The 16984-nt window shown below is 73.1% G+C and carries 13 protein-coding genes; 4 read left to right on the top strand and 9 right to left on the bottom strand.

The genetic code is table 11. The annotated features are described in order from the left end of the window. Positions 1-19: 19 nt before the first annotated feature. Entirely contained in the window at positions 20-1300 is a 1281-nt protein-coding gene (locus ACFV1J_RS14110; protein WP_385857602.1) for an MFS transporter, read from the bottom strand. 17 nt (positions 1301-1317) lie between these two features. On the opposite strand from ACFV1J_RS14110, the gene ACFV1J_RS14105 reads away from it, so the two are divergent. After that, positions 1318-2538, top strand: coding sequence for an ROK family protein (locus ACFV1J_RS14105; protein ID WP_385857601.1), 1221 nt, complete (start codon positions 1318-1320; stop codon positions 2536-2538). 315 nt (positions 2539-2853) lie between these two features. On the opposite strand, the gene ACFV1J_RS14100 is transcribed toward ACFV1J_RS14105, so the two are convergent. The 3 genes from ACFV1J_RS14100 to ACFV1J_RS14090 all read right to left on the bottom strand — a co-directional run bounded on the left by ACFV1J_RS14100 (position 2854) and on the right by ACFV1J_RS14090 (position 5106). Next, complete coding sequence (locus tag ACFV1J_RS14100; RefSeq protein WP_385857600.1) at positions 2854-3786, bottom strand: phosphotriesterase; 933 nt, start codon at positions 3784-3786, stop codon at positions 2854-2856. Further along, positions 3783-4376: a DUF4865 family protein gene (locus ACFV1J_RS14095; protein WP_385857598.1), complete on the bottom strand. Its 594-nt coding sequence runs from the start codon at positions 4374-4376 to the stop codon at positions 3783-3785. Before ACFV1J_RS14095 ends, ACFV1J_RS14100 begins: the two co-directional genes overlap by 4 nt. 79 nt (positions 4377-4455) lie before the next feature. Further along, positions 4456-5106 (bottom strand): TetR/AcrR family transcriptional regulator, encoded by a 651-nt coding sequence (locus ACFV1J_RS14090; protein WP_385857597.1) that lies wholly within the window; start codon positions 5104-5106, stop codon positions 4456-4458. A gap of 251 nt (positions 5107-5357) precedes the next feature. Here ACFV1J_RS14090 and ACFV1J_RS14085 point away from each other — a divergent pair, with 251 nt between their 5' ends. Continuing rightward, the gene (locus ACFV1J_RS14085; RefSeq protein ID WP_385857596.1) at positions 5358-5696 is read left to right on the top strand and encodes an SHOCT domain-containing protein; all 339 of its coding nucleotides are present in this window, start codon (positions 5358-5360) and stop codon (positions 5694-5696) included. A 158-nt stretch (positions 5697-5854) separates the two neighbouring features. On the opposite strand, the gene ACFV1J_RS14080 is transcribed toward ACFV1J_RS14085, so the two are convergent. Both ACFV1J_RS14080 and ACFV1J_RS14075 read right to left on the bottom strand, forming a co-directional pair. After that, the gene (locus ACFV1J_RS14080; protein ID WP_385857595.1) at positions 5855-6373 is read right to left on the bottom strand and encodes an ATP-binding protein; all 519 of its coding nucleotides are present in this window, start codon (positions 6371-6373) and stop codon (positions 5855-5857) included. A 174-nt stretch (positions 6374-6547) separates the two neighbouring features. Further along, positions 6548-6835 (bottom strand): hypothetical protein, encoded by a 288-nt coding sequence (locus tag ACFV1J_RS14075; protein ID WP_385857594.1) that lies wholly within the window; start codon positions 6833-6835, stop codon positions 6548-6550. 392 nt (positions 6836-7227) lie between these two features. Here ACFV1J_RS14075 and ACFV1J_RS14070 point away from each other — a divergent pair, with 392 nt between their 5' ends. Then, complete coding sequence (locus tag ACFV1J_RS14070; protein ID WP_385857624.1) at positions 7228-8325, top strand: PLP-dependent cysteine synthase family protein; 1098 nt, start codon at positions 7228-7230, stop codon at positions 8323-8325. A gap of 255 nt (positions 8326-8580) precedes the next feature. On the opposite strand, the gene ACFV1J_RS14065 is transcribed toward ACFV1J_RS14070, so the two are convergent. Both ACFV1J_RS14065 and ACFV1J_RS14060 read right to left on the bottom strand, forming a co-directional pair. Then, on the bottom strand, positions 8581-9054 hold the full coding sequence (locus ACFV1J_RS14065; protein ID WP_385857593.1) for an SRPBCC family protein: 474 nt from the start codon (positions 9052-9054) through the stop codon (positions 8581-8583). A 261-nt stretch (positions 9055-9315) separates the two neighbouring features. Next, positions 9316-10161: a DeoR/GlpR family DNA-binding transcription regulator gene (locus ACFV1J_RS14060; RefSeq protein ID WP_385857592.1), complete on the bottom strand. Its 846-nt coding sequence runs from the start codon at positions 10159-10161 to the stop codon at positions 9316-9318. A 2071-nt stretch (positions 10162-12232) separates the two neighbouring features. Between ACFV1J_RS14060 and ACFV1J_RS14055 the strand changes: the two genes are divergently transcribed. Beyond that, positions 12233-14524, top strand: coding sequence for a hypothetical protein (locus ACFV1J_RS14055; RefSeq protein ID WP_385857591.1), 2292 nt, complete (start codon positions 12233-12235; stop codon positions 14522-14524). Here the strand turns inward: ACFV1J_RS14055 and ACFV1J_RS14050 are convergent. Next, the gene (locus tag ACFV1J_RS14050) at positions 14494-16923 is read right to left on the bottom strand and encodes a right-handed parallel beta-helix repeat-containing protein (RefSeq protein ID WP_385857590.1); all 2430 of its coding nucleotides are present in this window, start codon (positions 16921-16923) and stop codon (positions 14494-14496) included. The two genes, ACFV1J_RS14055 and ACFV1J_RS14050, sit on opposite strands and share 31 nt — an antisense overlap. Positions 16924-16984: the final 61 nt, after the last annotated feature.

Raw genomic sequence — 16984 nt, 5'->3', positions numbered from 1 at the left:
CTGTCAACGGCACCAGTGATCAATACATTTGGCGGTCCGGGCGGTCCGGGCGGTGCGCCTGCCTGGTCGCGTAGCCGATGACCGCGGCGACCGCGGCGAGCAGGGCGACCGTCGTGAGGGCGAGCGGCAGCGTGCTGGTCTCGGCGAGGAAGCCGATGGCGGGCGGGCCGAGCAGCATGCCGCCGTAGCCGACCGTGGAGGCCACCGCGACCCCGTCGGAGCCGCCGGCCTCACCGGCCCGGGCGATGGCGATCGGGAAGATGTTGGCGAGCCCGATCCCGGCGACGGCGAAGCCGAGGCAGGCCGCCCAGGCGGTGGGGGCGAGCGCGCCGAGCAGCATGCCGGCGGCCGCCGTCGTACCGCCCGCGGTCAGCGACCGGGCGGCCCCGAACCGCTGCACCACTACGGTCCCCGTCAGCCGCCCCGCGGTCATCGCCAGCGCGAACACCGCGTAGCCGGCCGCCGCGAGCCCCGGGCCCGCGGAGAGGTCCTGGGAGAGGTGCAGCGCACCCCAGTCGGCCATCGCGCCCTCTCCGTAGGCGGTGCAGAGCGCGATCAGCCCGAAGACGAGGACGAGACGGCGCCCGCGGGACGGGCGGGCGCCCTGCGGGCCGTCCGGCGACGCCGGCAGCCGCTCGGGGACGACGGGAGCCGGGTGGGTGTGCAGCACGCGCCCCGCGACGGCCGTCACCAGCAGGCCGATCGCGGCGAGCAACAGCAGGTGCACGGTGGGGGAGAGGTGGCCCGCGATCAGCCCTCCCAGGCCCGCGCCGAGCATGCCGCCGAGGCTGAAGGCCGCGTGGAAGCTCGGCATCACGGGCCGGCGCAGCGCCTCGATCAGGTCCACGGCGGCACTGTTCATCGCGACGTTGAGCGAGCCGTAGGCGGCGCCGAAGACCAGGAGGACGAGCCCCAGCGCGGTGGCGGAGTGGGTGAGGGGCGGGAGCACGATGCTCAGCGCCATGGCGGCCCCGGAGGCGGTCGTCACGGCATGGCTGCCGAACCGGCGGCACAGGCGCCCGGTCACCATCATGAACGCGACCGCGCCCGCCGACACGCCGAGCAGGGCGAGTCCGAGCGCACCGGCGCCGGCGCCGGTCTGCTCCTTGATCGCGGGGATCCGGACGACCCAGCCGGCGAACAGGAAGCCGTCCATGGCGAAGAACGCGGTGAGCGCGAGGCGGAGTCGGGTCAGGTCCGTGCGGGGCGGAACGGAGGGGGAGGAGGTCGGGTGTCGATCGGCGGGGGCAGGGCCGTGGTGCTTCTTCCAGGCCCACCGTATTTTGTTTAGCGTCGGCACAAAGTCAGAATAGGGGGGTGACCCACATTCGGACAACCAGGCTGGAGCGGGGCCGAGGCGCCCTCGGCCCCGCACTGGAGCTCGTACACACCGGACGCGCGCCCACCCGTGCCGTGCTGACCTCGGAACTCGGCGTGACCCGCGCGACCGCGGGCGCGGTGGCCGCCGAGCTCGAAGCACTCCGCCTGATCACCGTCGACTCCCGGCCGACCGCCTCCGCCGGCTCCCAAGGGCGCCCGTCGCACCGGCTGTTCGTCAACGAGAACGGCCCGGTGGTGCTCGCCGCGCAGATCCACGCCGACGGGTACCGGGTCGCCCTGGTCGGCCTCGGCGGGCGCATCGTGGCGACGACGAGCGGCTGCGGCACCATCCCCGCCGATCCGGCCCATGTCCTCGCCGAGGCCGTCGCGGCCGGCTCCGACCTGCTGCGCGAGACCGGGCGACGCTGCCTGGGCGCCGGGTTGGCGGTGCCGTCCGCAGTGGCGGAACCGGACGGCGAGGCCCTCAACCCGCTGCACCTCGCCTGGCCTTCGGGTGCGCCGGTACGCGCACTCTTCCTCCGGGCGCTCGCCGATGCCGGCATCCCCGGTGTCACCGAGGCGATCGGTTTCACCGGCAACGATGTCAACCTCATGGCGCTCGCCGAACACCGGCACGGTGCCGGCCGCGGCGCCCGTGACCTGCTCTGCGTGGCCTCCGGCCACCGGGGCGTCGGCGGGGCGCTGGTGCTCGACGGGCGGCTGCACAGCGGCAGTTCCGGGCTGGCGCTGGAGGTCGGCCACCTGACCGTCAATCCCGAGGGAGCGCCCTGCCACTGCGGCAGCCGCGGCTGCCTGGACGTCGAGGCCGACCCGCTCGCCTTCCTCGTCGCGGCCGGCCGCGAACCGGGCCCCGAGGTCTCGCTGCTCCGGCAGGCCGCCGACCTGCTCCAGGACGAGTACGCCGACCCGGACGTACGCGCCGCCGCCGACCTCCTCATCGACCGGCTCGGCCTCGGGATCGCCGGGCTCGTCAACATCCTCAACCCCGACCGCATCATCCTCGGCGGACTGCACCGTTCACTTCTGGAGGCCGACCCGGAACGGCTGCGCGCGGTGGTCGCCGACCGCAGCCTGTGGGGCCGCAGCGGCGGCGTACCGATCCTGCCGTGCAGTCTCGACTACAACAGCCTGGTGGGCGCGGCGGAATTGGCGTGGCAGCCTGTGCTGGACGATCCGCTGGTGGTGCTGGAGCGGTAGCGGTCGCCCGCCGTAGGGGCCGAGGGACGCGGGGTGAGGGGTGCGGGGCGAGGGGCTCGACGCGGAACCGGGCCATTCCGCCCGCCCGCCCGCGAAGGCGGAACTGGACCACTACACCCGCCCACCCCCCGAAGGGGGGTGGGCGGCGGGGAAAAAATGGGGCCCAGGAATGCGGCCCAGCAAACCGGCCCAGCAAACCGGCGACCGGAAACCGCCGCAGGAAACCGCCGCAGGATAACGACGTAGGAAAACACCGCAGGAAGAAGCCCCAGCAGGTCCACCCAACTCCGCAGAACCTGCCCGAAGCCGCCACCCTTACCGCCGCCCCGCCCCCGCCCCCCACTCCGCCGCGAACGCCCGTGCCGGGTTGTCCGTCAGGAAGCGGGTCACCAGCTCGGCGCCCAGGGCGAGTTCGAGCCGGGCCCGGTGGCGGCGGAGCAGATGCGGCATGCCCGGCCCGCCGTTGACCGAGCGCGCGGCGGCCGTCGTGGTGTCCCCGCCGAGCAGGATCCGGTCGCCGAAGCCCGCCTCCGCCAGCGCGGCGAGCGCCTCGGGCAGCCGCCAGTCCGTCGCGTGGTGCGCCCGCGACGGCCCGTCGAAGGCCAGATACGCCCCCGCCTCAGCGGCCGCCCGGTGGACCACGGGGTCCGGCGAACGGTTGAGGTGCCCGAGGACCACCCGGTCCGGCGGCACCGCCAACTCACCGCAGAGGAGCTCCAATACGTCCAGCGCTCCGGTGCCCAGTTCCAGATGGACCCCGATGGCCGCACCCGTTGCCCGGTGGGCCTCGGCGGCCGCGGCCATGGTGTACCGGGCGTGCGGGTCCAGCCCGTGATACCCGCCGGCCACCTTGATCATTCCGGCCCGCGTCCCGGTGTCACCGATCCCCTCGGTCAACTCGGTGACGAACAACTCGGCCAGATTCGGACGGACGCGTTCCACCGTCCCGGGTGCGTAGTGCGCCGCCTGGTGCAGCCCGGTGGCGGCGACCAGCGTGACCCCCGACTCCCGGGCCAGCCGCGGCAGTTCGGCGGCGCACCGGCCCATGCCGTACGGCGTCCACTGGATCACCGCGGCGCCGCCGGCCGCCCGGAACGCGGCCAGTTCCGCGGCCGCGGCGCCGGCGTCGGCCAGCTCCTGGCCCGGCAGTTGGGGGCTGCGCAGGAACAGGTGGTCGTGTGCATTACAGACACCGAGATCGGCGGGGGAGATGTCGCCCAGGACCGTACGGATCGTGGGCCCGGTCACCACTGCCGCCCCGCACCGAGCCGGGCGATGCCCGGGGCGGACAGATGCAGCACCTGATAGCGATCGCCTGCGGACGGCGGAACGTCCGCCGCGGCGTCCGCCCAGAGGGTGAAGCGGATCAGTTCCCAGTGCCGCGGATCGAGCGCCACCACGGCGCTGTGCACCCCGTCCCCCATGGCCAACTCCTCCTGCTCGGCGACCGCCTCCGCCACTACGGTGGTCACATCGGCGCCCTCGGGGAGGACATCGGCCCGCCGTGTGTACGCGCGGGGGACGGCACCCGACGACGGGCCGGGCCGGTGGAAGAGCCCCCGCCAGTTCTGGACGACCGGCCGCCCGAAGTCCCGGACCACGCCGCGGAACCCATCGCCCAGCAGGAAGCCGTTCATCGCCTCCGGGTCCGTCCAGAGGTAGAACGGCGCGTACTGGTTGACCGGCGAACCGTCGACACCGCGCTCCCGCATCCCGTACGCCTTGAGACCGAGCCCCTGGTAGTCGTCCAGGAGGTGGCCCTTGGACCGCACCCGCTCCCGGATGATCTCCATGTCGTAGTCGGCGGGCAGGGTGACGGCGTACTGCATGGCGTGCATCGGGGTCTCCTGAGTCTCTGTACGGGAGGGCAGGGCGAAGGGGTCTCTGTATGGGTGAGGAGGAGCGAAGGCGGGGTTTTCACGGGCCCTCGGCGGCCGGGGCCGGACCGGCGGCGCTGCCGGTGGCCTGGGCCGCGAGCAGGGCCAGTACGCCGCGTACGGCCGCGTCGAACGGCGCGGTGTCGTCGGCCGCCCTGGCCAGCACATAGCCGCCCTGGACGACGGCCGCGACGGTGGCGGCGGTGGCCACCGGGTCCACCGCGGCGGTCAGTTCGCCGCGGCGCACCCCCTCGCCGAGGACCTCGGCGATCCGTTCCTGCAGCCAGCCGAACATCTCGTCCAACGGGGCCCGCAGTTCGGCGCTCCGCACCACGTCCCGGTCCTGCGTCATCCGCCCGATCGGACAACCGCGCAGCACCCGCCGCTCGCGCAGCAGATAGGCGGCCACCCGGTCGTACGCCGTACCGGGAGCGGACAGGCTTTCCTCGGCGACCGCCTTCATGCCCTCCGCGGTCCGCCGGATGGCAGCCAGGGCAAGATCTGACTTGCCGGAGAAGTGGTGGTACATGCTGCCTTGTCCGACTCCGGCCCGCTCCAGGATCGCCTTCGGGCTGGTGCCGACGTAGCCGCGCTCCCAGAGGAGTTCCTGGGTGCTGCGCACCAGCCGCTCCTGCGCGCCGAGCTGTTGCTGCCGTTCCTGAGGGCCGGGCGCATGCTCCTGAGCATTCATGATCGCGACTGTACATACCAGTAGTTACAGAAGGCAAGGGGGGTCACTCATGGATGCGGGGAAGGGGGCGGCGGGGCGCCATGCTGCGGCCGGCGGAGCAGTCGCCCGACCCCCGCGTACTTCCCGCGTGGTACCGGTGAAGCCGCTGGCCGTACGACGACGCGCGGTCCCCGAAAAGCCAGGCTCGTAAGGGCAATGACAACACCGGTCCCGCAAGGACGTGGACCCGTCCTCCCAAGGAGCTGATCGAGATGTTCGAGCTGGCCCATCCCTGGTCCGGTGGCGGCCCCGGTCCCTGGATCCTCTTCGTGCCGTTCCTCTGGGCGCTGGCGGTCTTCGGCGTGGTCACCCTGCTGCGCCGCACGGTGTGGCGTAACGGCGGACCCGGTCTCCGGTTCGGGGGCGGCCCCCGGTCCGCCGCCCGTACGGCTCGCACCGCCGGTCCCTCCGGTGCGGACGTCCCGACCCCGATCGCCGTACTGGGACGCCGATTTGCGGCGGGCGAGATCGACGAGGAGGAGTACTGGCGCCGCCTGTCCGTCCTGGAGGAGCACTTCGCCACCGGCGGCCCCAAGGGCGGCACGGCATGAGCCCTTGCCTTCGGGGCAGTTGGCGGTATTTGGCGGCAGTTGCCCCCTGATCGCCCCGGTGGCATGCCTGATCGCCCCTGGTCGCCCCGGGTCGCATGTCTGATCGCCCCTGGTCGCCCCCTGGCCAGGCCGGAGGTCGGAGTCCTCGCCCGTGTGGGTCAGCCGACCCGCGCCCCCCGTACGCCCCTCTTGGGCGCCGCCTCGGCGGGCGTACGGGCGGGGGTGTCGTCCAGTGGCAACGGGTCCCAGCGGGAGCGGACCGTACGGGCTTCACCGGGTGCGGAGGTCAGGGCCGGAAGGGTGAACCACACGACCTTGCCGCCGCCCTCCGGGCGCATCCCCCAGCTCTCGCTGAGCGCCGCGATCAGTGTCAGTCCGCGACCGCAGGTCTCCCAGTTGCCGGCGGTCCGGATCCGTGGCAACCGGGGATCGTCGTCGTACACCGAGACCGTCAAGCGGCCTACCAGGACGCTTAGTTCGACGGTGCAGCGTTTGCTGGGGCTCGCGTGCCGGTGGACGTTGGCGAGGAGTTCGGTCACGCCGAGCGTCACGGGGTCTATCAGGGCGTCGAGATGCCAGCGCCGCAGCTGGGCGGAAACGATTCTTCGCACATGTCCGATGCATGCCGGAACGGCGTGGAGCTCCACCGTGCAGTGCCTGCTGGGCTGCGTGATCACGACCGCGACTCCCTGATGAGGTCGGGCGCCCCCCGTTCCTGGCAGGGCGAAGATCGGACCCAGCGATGCCCGCTGCACCACAGCGTCACCGCTGGTGAACCCTCAGTGATACGAGTCCAGGGTCAGCCAGACGGCGCGCTCCCGCAACCGCACCCCCACCGGTCACGGCGACGGTCAGGAACCCGGTGGACGGGCCGTTTCCAGGGCCTTGAGGAAGAGTTCCGGGGTGTCGAGGGTGAGCGAATACCGGTGGCCGTTGAGGGTGGCCAGTGCCCGGTCCCGCGCCGCGAACAGCGGTTTGTGGGCCTGGACCGACTGCAGTGGCGCACTGTCGATCTCCGTGCCGTAACTGGTCAGCAGCACCAGCCGGCCGTCGCTGATGACCACCTGCCCGGCGCGGGTCAGCGACCGCAGCGAGCGCTCGATCCGTACGCCGGTCGCGGTGAACTCGGGCTCCGCCATGGCCGGCACCTCCTCGGTGAGACGGGCGGATCCCCTCCACCGCCCCTTGTGGGCAGTTTGCCGGGAGGGCGCCCGGCGCACCAGTGCCGCTGGTCACCGTGCAGGGACGCGCTCCCTCGCCGGCCCCGGTCGCGGCGGCCCACCGGTCACCGGACGCCGACGTTCCACGGTGTCCGACACCGGGCAACTCCGCCGCGAAAGGCCCGCCCCAGGGTCTCCTTGGGGTCTCTCAAAGTGATGTTTATGCAGGTGAGAAGGGTGCGACCGGTGGTTATAGTCGGAATCAGGCCCGACGTCGTGCGCGGGCTCACATACGTCTGAGGAGTGCGCCGGTGAGTACCGCACAGCAACCCACGAGCCGGCCCGGCGACACGGTCGCGGCCGAGGCACCGATGCCGACCGTCGACGTCGACCGCTCGGATCCGGCCTACCGGGCCTGGCTGAAAGAAGCCGTACGCAAGGTCCAGGCGGACGCCAATCGCACCGCCGACACCCACCTCCTGCGCTTCCCGCTGCCCGAGGAGTGGGGCATCGACCTGTACCTCAAGGACGAGTCGACGCACCCCACGGGCAGCCTCAAGCACCGGCTGGCCCGTTCGCTGTTCCTCTACGGGCTGTGCAACGGCTGGATCCGGCCGGGCAAACCGGTCATCGAGGCGTCCAGCGGCTCCACGGCGGTCTCCGAGGCGTACTTCGCCAAGCTGATCGGCGTCCCGTTCATCGCGGTCATGCCGGCCACCACCAGCCGCGAGAAGACCCGGCTGATCGAGTTCCACGGCGGCCGCTGCCACCTCGTCCAGGACCCGCGGACGGTTTACGAGGTCTCCGCCCGGCTCGCCGCCGAGTCCGGCGGCCACTACATGGACCAGTTCACCTACGCCGAACGGGCCACGGACTGGCGCGGCAACAACAACATCGCCGAGTCGATCTACCAGCAGCTGCGGCTGGAGCGGTACCCCGAACCGGCCTGGATCGTGGCCACCGCGGGCACCGGCGGCACCTCCGCGACCATCGCCCGTTACGTCCACTACATGCAGTACGACACCCGGATCTGCGTCCCCGACCCGGAGAACTCCTGCTTCTTCGACGGCTGGCTCACCGGCGACGCCGGAACCGACTGTGCCACCGCCTCCCGTATCGAGGGCATCGGCCGGCCGCGGATGGAACCGAGCTTCGTACCCGGCGCGATCGACCGGATGATGAAGGTCCCGGACGCGGCCAGCATCGCGGCCGTACGCGCCCTGGAGGCGGCGATCGGCCGCAAGGCGGGCGGCTCGACCGGTACGGGGCTGTGGAGCGCCCTGCGGATCGTCGCCGAGATGGTCGCCGAGGGCCGTACGGGATCCGTCGTCACCCTCCTCTGCGACCCCGGCGACCGCTACCTCGACAAGTACTACTCCGACGACTGGCTGGCCGCCCAGCGCCTGGACATCACGCCTTACGCCCGCACCCTCGACGAGTTCCTGACCACGGGGCGCTGGCCTGGGTGAGGGCGTTTGGGGTGGGTGGGGTTGGTTGGGCTGGCTGCGGGACGACGGGGGTGGCGCCCGGTTGGCGGGGGCGGTACGCGGTCGGCGGGGGCGGCGCGGGGTTGAAGCGGGGGATACGGGGCGGCGCGGGGCTGGTGGGGTCGAGGCTCGGTGGCAGGCGGCAGGCGGCAGGCGGCCGATGCGGCCACGGTTAGTTCGGGGGGTAGGCGGTGCGTGGACGACCGCGGGGCCACCGGCCGACGGGGGCAGCGTCGGCTACTGGCGGGCCAGGCGGCGGTCCAGCTCCCGCGTCGACTCGCGGAAGGCCCGGCCCAATCCGGGCCTGGCCAGCGCCATGACCCAGCGGAACGGCGCCGGGCCGTCCGCCGCGAACGTCCACCGCAGACGGGTGCCGCCGCCCGCCGGCGTCAGCCGCCAGTCCTCCAACAAGGCGCGCAGACCAGGGGCGTTGGTGGTGTCGACCCGGTAGGCGTAGTGCGCGTCCGGCTCGGCCGCCAGCACCGTCTCGGCGAAACGGGTACCTCCCGTGAGCCGCACCTCCCGTTCCCGGCCGTCATGCGTCGACGTCGCCCACACCACACCCGTGAACCAGGACGACCACCCGGCCACATCGTCCGCGAGCGCCGCATAGACCACCTTGGGCGGCGCGGCGATCTCTCCGGTGAACACCAGCCGCAACGGCGCGGACTCGACGAAGTCCAGCTCGACGGCGCGGAGTCGGCGTGCCATGGATGAGCACCCCCTCGGGGACGGTTCGAATCGAGCGGGACGAGCCGGATCGCCAGGATGGATCGGACGGGACGTGATGGACGGGCCAGAACGGGGCGAGATCGGCTGGACCGGATCGGACCGGACAGGGTGGGGTGGGCCGGGCCGGGCCGGGAGTGTGTGGGTGATGGTGGGCGAGGCGGCAGGGGCGCACACTTTACCTGACGCTCCATCAGGTGGATAGTGGACAGCCCTTCACCGCCGCCGGCCGGCAGCGCAGCCTCAGAGCTCTTCGTCCTCCGGAAGCTCGCCCGCGATCATCAACTCCGGTGGCAATTCCGCGAACTCCGCCCGCGCCTCCGCGGACAGCCCCGCATCCGTCACCAGCACATCGACCTCGTCCAGTGTCGCGAACGAACTCAGCCCGACCGTCCCCCACTTGGTGTGATCGGCGACCACCACCACCCGCCGCGCGGACCGGACGAAATGCCGGTTGGTCTCCGCTTCCGCCAGGTTCGGCGTCGAGAGCCCGGCTTCCACTGATATGCCGTGAACACCGAGGAACAGCACGTCGAAGTGGAGCGAGCGGATCGCGGCATCGGCGACCGGCCCTACGAGCGTGTCCGACGGCGTCCGTACCCCGCCCGTCAGCACCACCGTCGCCGCCCCCGCACGGGGCGCCGCACCGCCGCTGGCCGCCGCCCGCTGGGCGGTGTAGAACACGTCGGCCACCCGGACCGAATTCGTGACCACCGTCAGATCCGGCACGTCCAGCAGCTGCTGCGCCAGCGCGAAGGCGGTCGTGCCGCCCGCCAGGGCGATGGCGCTGCCCGGCGCCGCCATCTGGGCCGCCGCCTTGGCGATGTCCTCCTTGGCGCTCAGCTCCAGCCCGGACTTCGCCTCGAACCCGGGCTCATGGGCGCTCGGCTCGCTGACCGGCACCGCGCCGCCGTGCACCTTCTCCACCATGCCCTGGCGGGCCAGCGCGTCCAGATCGCGACGGACCGTCATGTCGGACACGCTCAACTTGCGGGTGAGCTCATTGACCCGCACCCCGCCGCGTCGCCTGACCTCATCGAGAATCAGGGCCCGCCGCTGCTCCGCGAGGAGGTTCTGGTTGTCGCTCAACCCGCCCGTCCCTTCCGCCCGGCTTGCCATGTCGGCTCGTACGCGCCGGCTCCCGCCTGCGATCACTATGCCCTCATCCTCGCACGAGGCACCGACACCGACGCCGCCCCGACGAACACGGCCGAGGCGAGGTCCGCCGATGCATGCCGACTGCCAAGGGCGCCGGTCCGGTGATGCATGCCGACTGCCAAGGGCGCCGGTCCGGTGATGCATGCCGACTGCCAAGGGTGCGGGCCGGTGATGCCGGCTACCAAGGGCGTGGGCCCGGCGATGCATGCCTGGGGCGACGGTCGGCCCAGTGAGCTCCAGGCGCCTTCCTGGCTCCTCCCGGCGCCCTGCCCGGCCTGCCCGCTCTGCCGCTCTGCCCCTCCCGGTCCCCGCCGTCCTGTCGGCTCGCGGTGGCCTGTCGACTCCTTGCCCATCCAGGCCCCTGCCGTGCTGGCTCCTCCCGGCCCCCGGCCCCCGGCCCCCCGCCGTCCCGTCGGCTCCCGGCCCGCCATCCCGTCGGCTCCCGGTGACCTGTCGCCCCCCGGGGCCCGCCCTTCCCGAGCTCTGCCCCCTTCCGGACTCTGCTCCCTTCCGGGCCTGCTCCCCTCCGGTGTCCCGCCGGGCCGCCGCTGTCGCGGCCCTGCTGCCTGCCGGCGCCCCCGCCTGCTTCCGGAGCTCCGCCGGTTCCTGGGTCCTGCCGGTTCCTGGGTTCTGCCCCCTCGCGGAGTCCCGCCGCTCTGCCGCCCCTCGGAGTCCCCTGCCGCCCCGCCGTCTGCGGCGTCCTCTCTCCCCTCGCGCGTCGCTGCCGTTGCCGCGCCCTGCCGCCTGCCACGCCCCGCTTGGTTCCTGGCGCCCCGTCGCCGGTCGCCTGTCGCCTGCCGCGCTGCCCCGTTACCTCCGGCGCCCTGCCGCTGTCGGGGCTCTGTCGCCACACTGACGACTCCCGTAGCCCTGGTGTCCCCACGCCTCCCCCCCCGCAGGCCCTGCCCTGCCGGAGCCCCACGTCACCCGCCGCCCGGCTGCGCGCCGCCGCCTTCTCCCTCCTCGCGCCGGTGCTCCCGTCGGCCGCTGGGTTCTCCCTCCCGGCGCCCGCGCTCCCGCCGGGCTCCGCGGGCTTCCCCCGCCCCCTCCCCCTCTCCCCCTTCGGGGGAGGGGGCGGGGGGTGGGTTCGGGGGTGGGGGGATGCGGAGCATGGCGCGGATACGCCCTAAGCGGGCCCACCGCGCCGGTCCGTGTCGCGGTTCGGGTGGATGCGCCCCTGCCGGAAAGGGACAATCCTTGGTGCGCCGCACCAAGTTCGTCGGCGTACCAAGACCAAGCAGCGCCCAATGCCAAGCCGCACGAAAAGCCAAACCGCACCAATAGCCAAGCCGTACCAAGACCAAGGCCATAACAAAGACCAGCACGTCGCGAAGACCAAGTGCCGCCACCACAACGGGGATCACGAGCAACAGCCGCCGCACCCACCACTTGCGCGCACATCAGGCGCCCCACACGGCACTCGCCTCACGCGACAGCCACGACGCACAGCAGACCGCCGCACAACAACCGCCACACGACAGGCGCCACACACAGCCCACCAGGCCACACCCACGCGCACCGCGCTCGGCCACATCGCGCCGCACCAGACGGACATCGGGGGACACCAGTGGAGACCGCGGAACCCACACCGATCGACCCAGCCAACCCAACCGGCCCAACCGACTCAGCCACCCCACCCCATCCAGCCAACCCGAGCGACCCAATCACCCCTACAACCACCCCTGCCGGCCAGTCAGCCACCCACGCCGACCTACCAACCACTCACAACAACCCACCAACCACTCACAACAGCACCCCAGAAGCCCCCCTCACCCCCTCAACCTCGCCCACCCACCCAGCACCAGAGTCAGCACACGCACCAGCACCCGCGCCACCCCCGCCCACCTCAACACCACCCGCAACCCCAACAAGCCGCACCCCCACCCCCACAGCCACCCCCACCCCCACTCCCGCGACCACCCCCGCTCCCACCCCCACTCCAGCCCCCCAGCTCTCCCTGGAGTTGCTCGTTCACGGTGTAGGCGGCACCACCGCGCAGGACATGCTCGGTGATCCGCGGGTGCAGTTGATCACCGGGGACGACACGGCCGCCTGTTACCGGCGTACGGAGGATGCCGACGCCGAGGAGCGGCCCGGTGACTACCGGGGTGAGCCGGTGCGGGAGGCGTACTGCTGGTCCAACCTCACCTCGGGCAACGGGGCCCGCGCCCTGTGGTTGATCCTGGTGCCCTTCATGGTCGCCAACCTCGCGCACTGGATGCGCCCGGCCGCACCACCCGACCACCGGGCGCAGCGGATCTACGACCTCCTGGTGCGGATGCTCGCCCTCACCCTGACCGTCCTGCTCGCCGCCGCGGCCTGTGAGGTCGCCCTGGACCTCACGGCCTGGCAGTGCGCCGGAACGCCCGTGTGCGTGGCCGGTAAGTCCTGGCTCGGGTTCCTCAGTCCGGCCAACGGCGGCTGGTGGAGCGCTCCCGGCCGGCGGCTGGCGCTCGCCTCGGTGGTGCCGCTGCTCGTCATCGGCTTCCTGTGGTGGCTCTCGCACCGCACCTGGAGCGCGTACGAATCCGCCTCGCCGCCCCCACGGGTGCCGGGCAGTTCCCGCTACACCCCGGACGCCGAACGCACCGCGCTGAGCCTGGAGGGCTTCTGGTACGGCCGCCGGCTGGTCGCCCGGCTGCGGGCCGCGCACACCACCGCGGGCGTGCTCACCATCGCGGCGGTGCTGCTCGCCGCCAGCGCGAAGGCGGACGGGGTCGGAGGCCACTATTCCGTTCTCGCCGTCACCGGGCGGGTGCTGACCGCCCTGGTCATCCTGCTCGCCGCGGCCACCCTGGTGGTCGTCTGGCGCACCGCGCGCAGTGAGGCCGCGCCGGACGAGGAGTCCGACCGGCTCGTCGTCCGCGCGCTGCCCTACGCCGCCCTGGTGGTGCTCGGGCTGATCGCCGTGCACTCCGGCTGGGCGCGGCCCGGATCGCACAGTTACGGCCCGCTGCCGGGCGCCGCGGCGTTCGGTGGCATCGCCGTCTTCCAGGGCGTGCTGGTGCTCGCCCTCGCGCTGACCGCCTGGGTGCTGCAGCGCGCCGCCCGGGACGACGCCCGGAGCGCCCTGCGCGGCATGGGCGGCCCGGCCGTCGCCCTGCTGGCCTGTGCGGTCGGCGGGGTGCTCTCCGGGGGAGTGGCCCAGCGCTTCGCCGACTGGATGGACGGCGGGGCGACACCCGGCCAGGCGCACGCGCCGATCCCCGGCCCGCCGGTGCTGCTGTCCTGGCAGGCCTCGGCCATCCCCGCCCTGCTGGTCGTGTTCGCGGTCGTCGCGGTGCTCGCCGCCGTCCGCGTGCTGATCGTCCGCCGCCGGGTCGCCGCGGACGTGCCCGGCCTCTACGACCCGCGCGAACACCCCGACGAGCGCCGTACCCGGGCGATCGCCGGCACCATCGCCCGGGCCGGGCTCACCGACGCCGCGCCCGTCCTGGTCGCCGCCACCTCCGCGGTCACCCTCGTCCTCGGTGCGGGCGCGGTGGCCGGCGCCTGGCTGACCGACCGTGCGCCCGGCCGCGCCACCGAGGGCGCACCGCCCGTCGTGCACGCCGCCGCCGAGACCGCCGAGTCCCTCGGCTCCTGGCTGATGGGTGCCGGCGTCATACTGCTGCTCGCCATGGGGCGGCGCGCCTACCGCGACCACTCCGCCCGCCGCACCATCGGCATCCTCTGGGACGTCGGCACGTTCTGGCCGCGCGCCGCCCACCCCTTCGCGCCGCCCTGTTACGCCGAGCGCGCCGTACCGGACCTCACCTGGCGGATGGCCACCTGGACCGAGCGGTTCGACGGCCGGCTGGTGATCTCCGGGCACTCCCAGGGCAGTGTGCTCGCGGCCGCCGCCGTCTGGCAGCTGGACCTGGTCACCCGCAGCCGGGTCGCCCTGCTGACGTACGGCAGTCCCCTGGAGCGCCTCTACGGCCGCTGGTTCCCGGCCTTCTTCGGGCCGCCCGCGCTCACCGGACTCCACCGCGAGATGGACGACTGGCGCAACCTGTGGCGCTTCACCGACCCCATCGGCGGGCCGATCCGGCTCACCTGCGAGGACGGCCGCAGGGTCGACCAGGGGCCGCTACGCGATCCGCTCGCCTTCGGCCGTACGCTGCACAACCCGCTGCCCGCCCAGATACTGGGCCACGGCGACTACCAGGCCGACCCGGTCTTCGACACCGTCCGGGCCGAGCTGATCGCCCGGCTCGGCCCCGGACTGCCGGGAATGCCGGAGCAGCGGCCGGCCGGCGGGCACCCCGACGGCCTTCCCGCTCAAGGGAGTTCGGGCAGGTCCTCGGCGTAGAGCAGGGTGAGGTCGTCGGTGCTCGGGTCGGTCAGCTGCGCCACCCGGCCCGCGTGCCGCTCGACCATCGCCTCGAACGTCTGCCGTGCGGTGCGGCCGTTGCCGAACGACGGGCCCTTCGGCAGCACGGTGAAGTACTTCAGCAGCGCCTCGCCGGCCCCGTCGGCGAGGCGGTACTCGTGCTCCTCGCCCTGCTGCTCGACGATCCGCAGCAGCTCCTCCGGGGCGTAGTCGCCGAAGGTGATGGTGCGGGAGAAACGCGACGCCACACCGGGGTTGACCGCCAGGAACCGCTCCATCTCGGCGGTGTAGCCGGCCACGATCACCACCACGGCGTCCCGATGGTCCTCCATCAGCTTCACCAGGGTGTCGATCGCCTCCTTGCCGAAGTCCCGGCCGGAGTCCTCGGGGGAGAGGGCGTACGCCTCGTCGATGAACAGCACCCCGCCGCGCGCCCGGTCGAACGCCTCCTGGGTACGGATCGCGGTCGACCCGATGTGCTCGCCGACCAGGTCGACCCGGGACACCTCGACCAGATGGCCGCGCTCCAACACCCCGAGGGCGGCCAGGATCTCGCCGTAGAGGCGCGCCACCGTGGTCTTGCCGGTACCGGGGGAGCCGGTGAAGACGAGGTGGCGGCGCACCGACGCGGCCTTCAGACCGGCCTCCTGCCGGCGGCGGCCCACCTCGATCATGTTGATCAGGCTGCGCACCTCCCGCTTGACGCTCTCCAGGCCCACGAGGGTGTCCAGTTCGCCCAACACCTCGTCGGAGGGCCGGCTGCTCACGGCCGGGTCCGGGGCCGCGGGGGCGGCCGGCGGGGGGCTCTGCGCCGGGACGTTGCCGAGCAGCCCGGCGGTCTGCGTCGCCTGCTGCACGGCGGGCGCGGTGCCGGTGCCCGGCGCGGGCACCGCCCGGCTCTCGTCGCTGGTGCAGTCCTGGACCGTCGGCCCGTCGCCCTGTCCGGCGCCGCCCTCGGCGAACTCGTAGCCGCCGCGTGCGCACCGCTCCGTACGGCACCGTGTCAGCGTCGTGCGGCAGCCGTCGATCACATGGAAGCCGAAGCCGGAGCTGCCGGTGACCCGGCAGCTGTGGAACGTGCCGCGGCCCTCGGCGGAGACGTAGAAGCCGGCCTCGGTCGGCGAACTGACCGTGCAGCCCTCGATGGTGGGGTCCGCGCCCTTGGTGACGATCACGCCGGTCTGGGCGCCGTCGATGGTGCAGTTGGCGAGCGTGCCGCCGCTGCCGTGGTCGCGGAACCAGGCGCCGGTCGCGGCCTCCCGGATCCGGCAGTCGTCGAGCTGGACGGTGGCCCCGTCGCTCACCGACACCGCGGTGTTGCGCACCTGGGCGAGGTCGCAGTCCACCACGTCCGCCCGGGAGCCGCGGTCCAGGACGAACAGCGCGTCCGGTACGTCGTGGACCCGGGTCGCGTCCAGTACGGCGGTGGCGCCGTCGCTGATCCACACCGCGGGGTAGTCGCCCGTACTGTCGTGGATCTCGCACTGGTTGGCGTCCACCCGCGTGCCCGGGTCCCATACGGACAGCCCGTTCCGCCCGAAGTGGCGCACCGTGCTGCGGGTCAGCGTCAGCACCGAACGGGACCGCAGATCGACCGCGTTCTCCGGGATGTCGTGGATGTCGCAGTCGGCGAGGGTGAGCACCGCGTCGGTGTCCAGGGTGACGCCGTCGGCGGAGGTGCGGTGGACCGTGCAGTCGGTGAGATGGCCGGTGGCCCGCGACGCCACCTGGATCCCGGCACCCTTGATCTCGTACAGCTCGCAGCCGACCGCCTCGACCGCGCTGCCCTCGCCGTTGACCGCCAGGCCCGCGCCCGAGGCGTGATGGACCTTGCAGTTCTCCAGCCGCGGGTGCGCGCCGTCGCGCACCGTGATCCCGGTCTGCCCGGCGGCCATCACCTCGCAGTCCTCGAAGAGCCCGCCGGCGCCGTCCAGGACGCTGATGCCCACGCCGCCCGCGTTGTCGACGGTGCAGCGGCGCACCGTCGGGCGGGCCCCGCCGCGCACCTCGATGCCGGACGCGGACCGGGTCACCACCCGCAGCCCGGACAGTTCGGGGGCGCCGTCCTCCACCAGCAGCGCGGGGGCGGCCGAATCGGTGGCCTCCAGATGGAGGTCGTGCACGGTCGCCGACGCCCGTATCGTCAGCGCCACCCCGTCGGGCGGCGCGATCCGCACCGAGCCGCGCGACCCGTCCGCGCCGCGCAGCGTCACCGCGCGCACCAGCACCAGGTTCTCGCGGTACGTACCGGCCGGGACGGTGAGCACATCACCGTCCCCGGCGGCCTCCAGGGCTGCGGCGAGCGAGCTGTACTCGCCTGTACGGCGCCGCCACCGCGACGTGCCGGAGTGCGTCACCTGGACCGAGCCCTGTGCCATGGCGCTGTCGTGTCCCCACTTCGTGCGGCTGATGTCGGCCCGGCACCCCTCCGTCCGCGGA

Origin of the sequence: Streptomyces sp. NPDC059649, from assembly GCF_042734445.1 — a bacterium.
GTDB lineage: Bacteria > Actinomycetota > Actinomycetes > Streptomycetales > Streptomycetaceae > Streptomyces.
The sequence above is the reverse complement of the archived record's forward strand: the minus strand, read 5'-3'. Positions and strand labels throughout refer to the sequence as shown.

What these genes read in the sequence shown, in the direction of transcription:
- ACFV1J_RS14050 (WP_385857590.1), bottom strand. Translation starts at nt 16,923, where the DNA reads ATGGCACAGGGCTCGGTCCAGGTGACGCACTCCGGCACGTCGCGGTGG.
- ACFV1J_RS14065 (WP_385857593.1), bottom strand. Translation starts at nt 9,054, where the DNA reads ATGGCACGCCGACTCCGCGCCGTCGAGCTGGACTTCGTCGAGTCCGCG.
- ACFV1J_RS14055 (WP_385857591.1), top strand. Translation starts at nt 12,233, where the DNA reads ATGCTCGGTGATCCGCGGGTGCAGTTGATCACCGGGGACGACACGGCC.
- ACFV1J_RS14085 (WP_385857596.1), top strand. Translation starts at nt 5,358, where the DNA reads ATGTTCGAGCTGGCCCATCCCTGGTCCGGTGGCGGCCCCGGTCCCTGG.
- ACFV1J_RS14070 (WP_385857624.1), top strand. Translation starts at nt 7,228, where the DNA reads ATGCCGACCGTCGACGTCGACCGCTCGGATCCGGCCTACCGGGCCTGG.
- ACFV1J_RS14095 (WP_385857598.1), bottom strand. Translation starts at nt 4,376, where the DNA reads ATGCACGCCATGCAGTACGCCGTCACCCTGCCCGCCGACTACGACATG.
- ACFV1J_RS14075 (WP_385857594.1), bottom strand. Translation starts at nt 6,835, where the DNA reads ATGGCGGAGCCCGAGTTCACCGCGACCGGCGTACGGATCGAGCGCTCG.
- ACFV1J_RS14090 (WP_385857597.1), bottom strand. Translation starts at nt 5,106, where the DNA reads ATGAATGCTCAGGAGCATGCGCCCGGCCCTCAGGAACGGCAGCAACAG.